Origin of the sequence: Synechococcus sp. CS-1328 (genome assembly GCF_025128095.1) — a bacterium.
Taxonomy (GTDB): domain Bacteria; phylum Cyanobacteriota; class Cyanobacteriia; order PCC-6307; family Cyanobiaceae; genus CBW1002.
In genome coordinates, this window is the sequence record NZ_JAHLYT010000043.1 from 1 (window position 1) to 5,614 (window position 5,614).

Genomic DNA, 5,614 nt, shown 5'->3' on the forward strand with positions numbered 1-5,614 from the left:
CCTCTGGCTGCCGGTGCCTGCTGCAGCCGACGATTGGCCGGAAACACCGGCATTGAGATGCCGATAACCAAGACCATTGGTTCAGCACGTGCTTGGCTCGCTGGCGCTGCTGGTTTTGGGCGACAAACTCCTAGTACGGATGTACGCAAAGCTTTGGGGGTATGGGTGTCCGTCTGCCTCGTTCCGCGCTGGAAGAAAGCGGATCCTTGGAGCAACCGATCGAGGAGTGGCCCTATCTCGATCAGGAGGTGCTGGTGCCCGCCCGCAGCCGCAAGGTCTGCATGACCTGCCACTGGTTCAAGCACCACGCTGGCCCCAACTGCATCCCCCTGCTTACCTGCCAGCTGCACCAGGGTCTGATCGCCCAGGGCGAGCACCTCACCAGTCGCTGCCAGGGCTGGACCGACGACATGACCCGCCAGCGGGGCTGGGCGCCGGAGGTGGCCTGATCCCGCCATGGCCAGGTCCAGCAAGCCCCCGCTCTCACCGCAGGAGGGCTGGCTCAGCGACGGCCGGCAGGTGCTGCACTTCCGGCCGGTCCGCTACGACCGCTGGAGTCAGCGGCTTGAGGTCGTGAGTGGTGAGTTGTTGCCTGGAGAGCCCATCCCGCTGCTCAAGCACCGTCGGGAGTACAGCCGCGAGCAGGCCATCAGGCTCTGGGGCGAGAAACGCAGGGCCGGCTGGACGGCCTGCGGCCCCCAGTGGTGAGGGGGCCAGGTTCGGACGCGCGGCAACCCGGTGCCATGCAGAAGAAATGATGAATGCAGCGAAGAACAGCGCCCGTACTGTTCATCATTGGCCTGGGACTAACAACGCTGATGACCAGCTCTGTATGGGGAATGACTGTCAGTCTGAATCCCCTGCTGGCATTGGGCATGGCATACCGCATTCGCCTGCCTTCCGCCGACGCCGATGAAGCCATCAACGACGGATTGCTGATCGGCAAGGCTGCATTCACCAGTGGTACAACGGTGTGCTGCGACGGCGACGGCTCCAGCCTCACTGTCGCTCCACCGTCCGATCAATGCAGCTGCTCGCTGAGCCGCTGCATCCGTTCGCCGGTCTGGCTCGCTTCCTCCAGGAGCTCCTCCCAGTCGTCTGGCGGATGGCCGCGGTCCAACATCGACTGGAACACCCGGTAGGCATCCGTCTTGCTGCCGTAGGCACGCTTGTTGTCCGTGTCGTTCACCCAGCCCAGCACGATCACCTTCGAGCGATTGTGAAAGCGAAAGAACAGACGGAACTGCTGAAAGAACTTGGCCCAGCGCCAGTGCCGATGCTCAGCGCCCAGGGTTGATCCCTGCTGGTACTCCTTGCGGCTGGGGTCCTGAGGAATGTCCTGGAGCATCAACCGTGCGATGGCAGCCAGGCGCTTGCTGGCGTTCTTTCTGCCATATCCAGAGGGGTCCTTGCGGCGCAACGTCTCGACCTCTGCGATCAGCGCCTCCAGCTGATCCAGGAACAACGGGTGCGCAACCACCAGCCACCCATGGACCACCAGGGGCACTGCATCGGCCTTGCCCACGATCAGATGGTGTCGCCGCAGCCGATGCTTCCGAAGTCGGTATCGCCGCAGCCGGTCTCGTCGTCGTCCGGCAGCGATGCATCGAGATCTACCTCAATGCCATCAACCAGATCCTGCATGCGGCTGACCAGATCAGCGGTGATGGGCTTGAGGCGCTCGGGATGGCTGGCGATGTCTTGTCCCAACAGCGCCAGGAAGGGAGCGAGGGCTGGATCGTCGTCGTCGGGCTCTGGGCTGACCCGCTCCAGGACCACCTCGCCGTTGGAGCGGAAGGCGTAGCGGATGCGGTCGCGTTTGCGCAGCCCCAGGGCCCGCCTCACCGGCTGCGGCACGGTGGTCTGATAGCGATCGGTGAGCGCCGATTCCACCTCCTGCTGGGGAGCGTCCACGGCGGAAGCCGCCGCTGGAGACGGGGAAAGAACAGCCATCGGGCCACCCAGCAGAACAACCCAATGGTAATGCAGCTGCATTGCCTTGGCGTGTGGAGTGGCCCCGGCCCTCGCCCGCCAGTGACTCGAGCAGGCAGGGCTCGCCTGCTGCAGAGCGCCGTTGATCTGGCGGGCTGCTGGTGTGCCCGCACAGACTCAAGAATGGGGGTCCATCGAAGAGATGTCCGATGGATGGGATCCCCCTGCTGTTGTTGGCCCTGGGCCTGGTGCTGCTGAGTGATCTGGTGGTGTTCGGGCTGCTGCTGCCCTCCCTGCTGATCCGCACCGTGTTGGCCCGGCGCCATCCGGAGGTGGTGTTCTGCGGAGCGACGGATCGCAGGCGATTGGCCCTCACCATCGACGATGGGCCGAGCGGGCCAGGCTCTGGGGCCCTGCTGGATCTGCTGCGGGAGTTGGATGTGCCGGCCACGTTCTTCCTGGTCGGTTCCCATCTGGAGCGCGATCCCAACTTTCCCCGCCGGGCCCTGCAGGAGGGCCACGACCTCGGCAACCACCTCTGGCGGGATGAGCGGGCCGCCACCCTGTAGGAAGCGGCCTTTCTGCAGCAACTGCGCGATACCCAGCGGGCAATCGAGCGGGCCGCTCTGCCGGAACGGCTGACCTGGCGCTGGTGCCGACCCGGACAGGGATGGTTTCACCGGCCGATGCTGGACTGGCTGCGCGGACGCCGCTACCGCCTGGTGCTGGCCTCGATTTTTCCCTGGGATACCCTGCGGCCACCGCTTGGTTTCATGCGCTGGTTTGTGCGGATCAACGCCCATCCCGGCGGAATCCTGGTGCTGCACGACACGCCGGCCCTGAGTGGGCGAACCCTCCGAGCCCTGCGCCGGATCATTCCCGACCTGCAACGGATCGGCTATACGTTCGTGCCACTGGCGGAGCTGCTCGATGCGGAGAAACAGCACCGGGAGGAACGATCAGCACAGAGCCGGAAATGCAACCTCAGCATTCCTGGCTTTCGGTGTTGTTCATGCCGGTGGCTGAGTTATCGCTTCTGATCCCATCCCGGGGCGTTCAAGCGCCTCGGCTGGAGACCCATGAATCACAGGATTGATGGCAGATGCTCAGCGGGTGGTTGCCCAAAACCTCCCTAATCACGAACGTCCTTAAGTGCGTACCAGTCCAGCCTTTGAACGCCTTCAGTGGAGGCCTGGACCAGCTCAATACCCTTGACAGTTCCGTCACTCTTGTACCAGGGGTCTTCGCATAATGAGACAAAAGCCTGACGCGCTTCTTCTTGGGGCTGGAAGGCCCCGATGCAGAGCTGATTGATCTTGTCAGATCTTGAGGGGCCGAGGTTGTGACTTTGACAAGCTTTGTAGAGCCTGACTATGCATGCAATTAGTTGTGAAGCCAGGGACTAAACGACGCCGAAGGAATTAAGATGCCAAAGATATCTTAGGCGACGAGCAATAAAGCATTGATCCGAATAATGACCCACCTGCGTTATTATTCGCGCACGGTGAATGACCGGATCAGCGACTCCAGGGCTTCAACGCGCTGCATCAAGTGCTGTTCCAGTAGATCGATGCGCTGCAAGAGGCGCTGCTCCAGTTGAGCATCGCGCAAACCGGCAGATTTTGCACTGGGCTTGCTGGTCTTTTCGGGCCAAGCGCCTGTGCGGAAGGTCTGCTCCAACACGGCCCAGGTTGGTTTCTTGGGAGCGGGGCGGCGGCTGCGGAGATCGGAACGGTGGTGGTCATGGCCGAAAGGAAAAGCAGGGTGTGATGCAGATGCAGACGCAGACGCAGACGCAGAGAACAGGGAGTCAGGCCCAGCCAGGCTTCACCACAGCTGCGGCCCTCCCGAGCAGAGCCCCAACGAAAGGGGCCCTGCCCCCCCCCAGCGGATGGACCAGTGGCGGCGTTGGATCAGGCGGGCGCCGGGGACGGCGGTAGCGGCGATGGAGAAGGCAACCTGGGCGGCTTCCGGTTTGGGGAGGCCGGTGATGGCGGAAGCGATGGCGGCGCGGATGCGGGCCTTGATCGAGACCTTGTCCGGCGTGCGGCTGGTGTGGAGTGCCACCAGCTCGGACGGCAGCGCCTCGGGGTCATCGATCTCCACCGCATCGCTGGTGCGGCTGCTGAGGCGGTGATCGACCAGCTTGTGGGAGCTGGCGCTGGGATCGAGGCGGGTGAGCAGGTGCACCAGGGTGGATTCGAGCGCATCGGCGCGGGCGTCTTCCCCTTTGGCCAGGGCGGCGTAACGCTTGGCCTGGCTATGGTGGTAGCTGGATTCAGCGCGGAGCCGCTCGATCACCCAGCAGGTGGCATCGGCCTTGCGGGTGAAGACCTCGCGTTTGCCTTCTTCTGCAGCGAGGGATTCCTCCAGATCGGTGATCGCCTGGGCGCGCTCGTTTTCATCTTCCGTATCGAGGAGCTCAGAGAGGCGGGCAATCCAGTGGGTTTCGGCCTGGAGCTCATGGCCCAGCTCCCAAAGGGTGAGCAGTGGTGCCGCTGCGGGGGACTTGGCGGCAGGGGCGGCAACAGCAACGGAAACGGACATGGCGATGCGGTGAAGAGGGCGGTGAGGTGGGCGGTGTGTGAGCAGTGGAGGAGGAAGGAAGGAGACCCTCAGGCGCTGATCTGGGCCAGCTCGATCGGCACAGCGGCGCGGGACTGCAGACGGCGGCTGAGCTGCACCAGGGAGGCGGTGCCGCGCCCACCGGGGAAGGCGACCACCAGCAGCGCCGCGCCGCTGGGCAGGGCAGAGAGCTGGTTGCAGGCGTGCTCGAGCATGCGGCGATTGCGCATTGGACCTGCGGCCCGGCCGTGGCGCTGCCACTGGGCGGGGAAGGCCTGCACGGGCCAACCGAGCTGATCGGCGGCGGCGGCGATGGCCTGATCGGCACCGGGTGCGGCGCCATGGAGCAGGCAGCGCACCAGGCGGCCCTGACTGAGCCGCAGCAGATGGGCTGCAATCCGCGGCGACGGCCAGCGCAGCGCACGACCACCGGCGGCGATGATCACCAGCTGAGTGATGCGGGGTAAAACAGACGGCGCCAATGCGGCGGCCTGGGAGTGCAGAACCATGGCAAAGAAAGACCGGAATGCAAACAGTGCTCAAGGGGGTGGGGCCACGGCACCGCGCCCCCCCTGAGCAGGCCCTTTTCTTGGTAGTACAGTCGCACTGATGCCAGTGGTAACAGGGATTCTGGGGCAGGCTTCAGGGATCTTCACGGATCAGAATTGATGCTTCCAGCAGGTAACGCGAAGGGCTGACTCACCCTCGATCATGGCAACACAGCAACTCGGGTTCGTCGCCAAAACTGCACCTGCCATCCCCCACAGCAGGCCTCCAGAGACAGCGTCCCCGCAGCCGCGGGAGGAGCACTGGGCAACTGGAACACCTACCAGCATTCCCGGCGGCGGCAAGGACAAGAAGATCACGCGAGCGCCAGGGTCGGCGACCGCGCAGCGGCCTCGCCGACTCGCGCAGCCCTGGCGCCGTGTGACATCCTCAGCCACCGCCGCAGGGTGGGCACGTCGATGTTCTTGCACGTAGCTGACCTCAGGTAAGGCGCGACGCTTTCCTGGGCGCATGGCAACGCGGAAGCCGATGCCTCTGCCCTGCATATCGGGCCGCTTCTCAATCCCCTGGTATCCCGCATCTGCGTAGAGCACTGTCTCTTCACCGTGCA

The 5,614-nt window shown here is 64.3% G+C and carries 9 protein-coding genes and 1 pseudogene; 4 read left to right on the forward strand and 6 right to left on the reverse strand.

Translation table 11 applies throughout. From position 1 onward, the window contains the following. The first annotated feature begins 206 nt into the window (after positions 1-206). Entirely contained in the window at positions 207-449 is a 243-nt protein-coding gene (locus tag KQ310_RS06920) for a galactose oxidase (RefSeq protein ID WP_259721037.1), read from the forward strand. A gap of 7 nt (positions 450-456) precedes the next feature. After that, the gene (locus KQ310_RS06925; protein WP_259721038.1) at positions 457-708 is read left to right on the forward strand and encodes a DUF1651 domain-containing protein; all 252 of its coding nucleotides are present in this window, start codon (positions 457-459) and stop codon (positions 706-708) included. A gap of 313 nt (positions 709-1,021) precedes the next feature. Here KQ310_RS06925 and KQ310_RS06930 read toward each other — a convergent pair whose 3' ends face one another. Beyond that, the gene (locus tag KQ310_RS06930) at positions 1,022-1,525 is read right to left on the reverse strand and encodes a type II toxin-antitoxin system YhaV family toxin (protein WP_259721039.1); all 504 of its coding nucleotides are present in this window, start codon (positions 1,523-1,525) and stop codon (positions 1,022-1,024) included. Positions 1,526-1,527: 2 nt separating this feature from the next. Next, the gene (locus tag KQ310_RS06935) at positions 1,528-1,953 is read right to left on the reverse strand and encodes a type II toxin-antitoxin system PrlF family antitoxin (RefSeq protein WP_259721040.1); all 426 of its coding nucleotides are present in this window, start codon (positions 1,951-1,953) and stop codon (positions 1,528-1,530) included. A 188-nt stretch (positions 1,954-2,141) separates the two neighbouring features. On the opposite strand from KQ310_RS06935, the gene KQ310_RS06940 reads away from it, so the two are divergent. After that, entirely contained in the window at positions 2,142-2,501 is a 360-nt protein-coding gene (locus KQ310_RS06940; RefSeq protein ID WP_259721041.1) for a polysaccharide deacetylase family protein, read from the forward strand. 117 nt (positions 2,502-2,618) lie between these two features. Beyond that, on the forward strand, positions 2,619-2,972 hold the full coding sequence (locus KQ310_RS06945) for a hypothetical protein (RefSeq protein WP_259721042.1): 354 nt from the start codon (positions 2,619-2,621) through the stop codon (positions 2,970-2,972). Between the two features lie 451 nt (positions 2,973-3,423). Here the strand turns inward: KQ310_RS06945 and KQ310_RS06950 are convergent, their stop codons facing one another. From KQ310_RS06950 to KQ310_RS06965, 4 genes and pseudogenes are all read right to left on the reverse strand, one after another. Beyond that, positions 3,424-3,612 (reverse strand): hypothetical protein, encoded by a 189-nt coding sequence (locus KQ310_RS06950; RefSeq protein WP_259721043.1) that lies wholly within the window; start codon positions 3,610-3,612, stop codon positions 3,424-3,426. A 147-nt stretch (positions 3,613-3,759) separates the two neighbouring features. Continuing rightward, positions 3,760-4,479 carry a siphovirus Gp157 family protein gene (locus KQ310_RS06955; protein ID WP_259721044.1) on the reverse strand — a complete coding sequence of 240 codons (720 nt, stop codon included), beginning with the start codon at positions 4,477-4,479 and terminating at the stop codon, positions 3,760-3,762. A gap of 68 nt (positions 4,480-4,547) precedes the next feature. After that, a complete protein-coding gene (locus KQ310_RS06960; protein WP_259721045.1) occupies positions 4,548-5,006 on the reverse strand; it encodes an SLOG family protein in 459 nt (152 codons plus the stop codon). A 471-nt stretch (positions 5,007-5,477) separates the two neighbouring features. After that, positions 5,478-5,614, reverse strand: a pseudogene (locus tag KQ310_RS06965) (IS5/IS1182 family transposase); the annotation flags it as partial.

Excerpts from the sequence above, each read along its gene's own strand:
- KQ310_RS06935 (WP_259721040.1), bottom strand. The coding sequence starts at position 1,953 with ATGGCTGTTCTTTCCCCGTCTCCAGCGGCGGCTTCCGCCGTGGACGCT.
- KQ310_RS06945 (WP_259721042.1), top strand. The coding sequence starts at position 2,619 with ATGCTGGACTGGCTGCGCGGACGCCGCTACCGCCTGGTGCTGGCCTCG.
- KQ310_RS06925 (WP_259721038.1), top strand. The coding sequence starts at position 457 with ATGGCCAGGTCCAGCAAGCCCCCGCTCTCACCGCAGGAGGGCTGGCTC.
- KQ310_RS06940 (WP_259721041.1), top strand. The coding sequence starts at position 2,142 with ATGGATGGGATCCCCCTGCTGTTGTTGGCCCTGGGCCTGGTGCTGCTG.
- KQ310_RS06960 (WP_259721045.1), bottom strand. The coding sequence starts at position 5,006 with ATGGTTCTGCACTCCCAGGCCGCCGCATTGGCGCCGTCTGTTTTACCC.
- KQ310_RS06955 (WP_259721044.1), bottom strand. The coding sequence starts at position 4,479 with ATGTCCGTTTCCGTTGCTGTTGCCGCCCCTGCCGCCAAGTCCCCCGCA.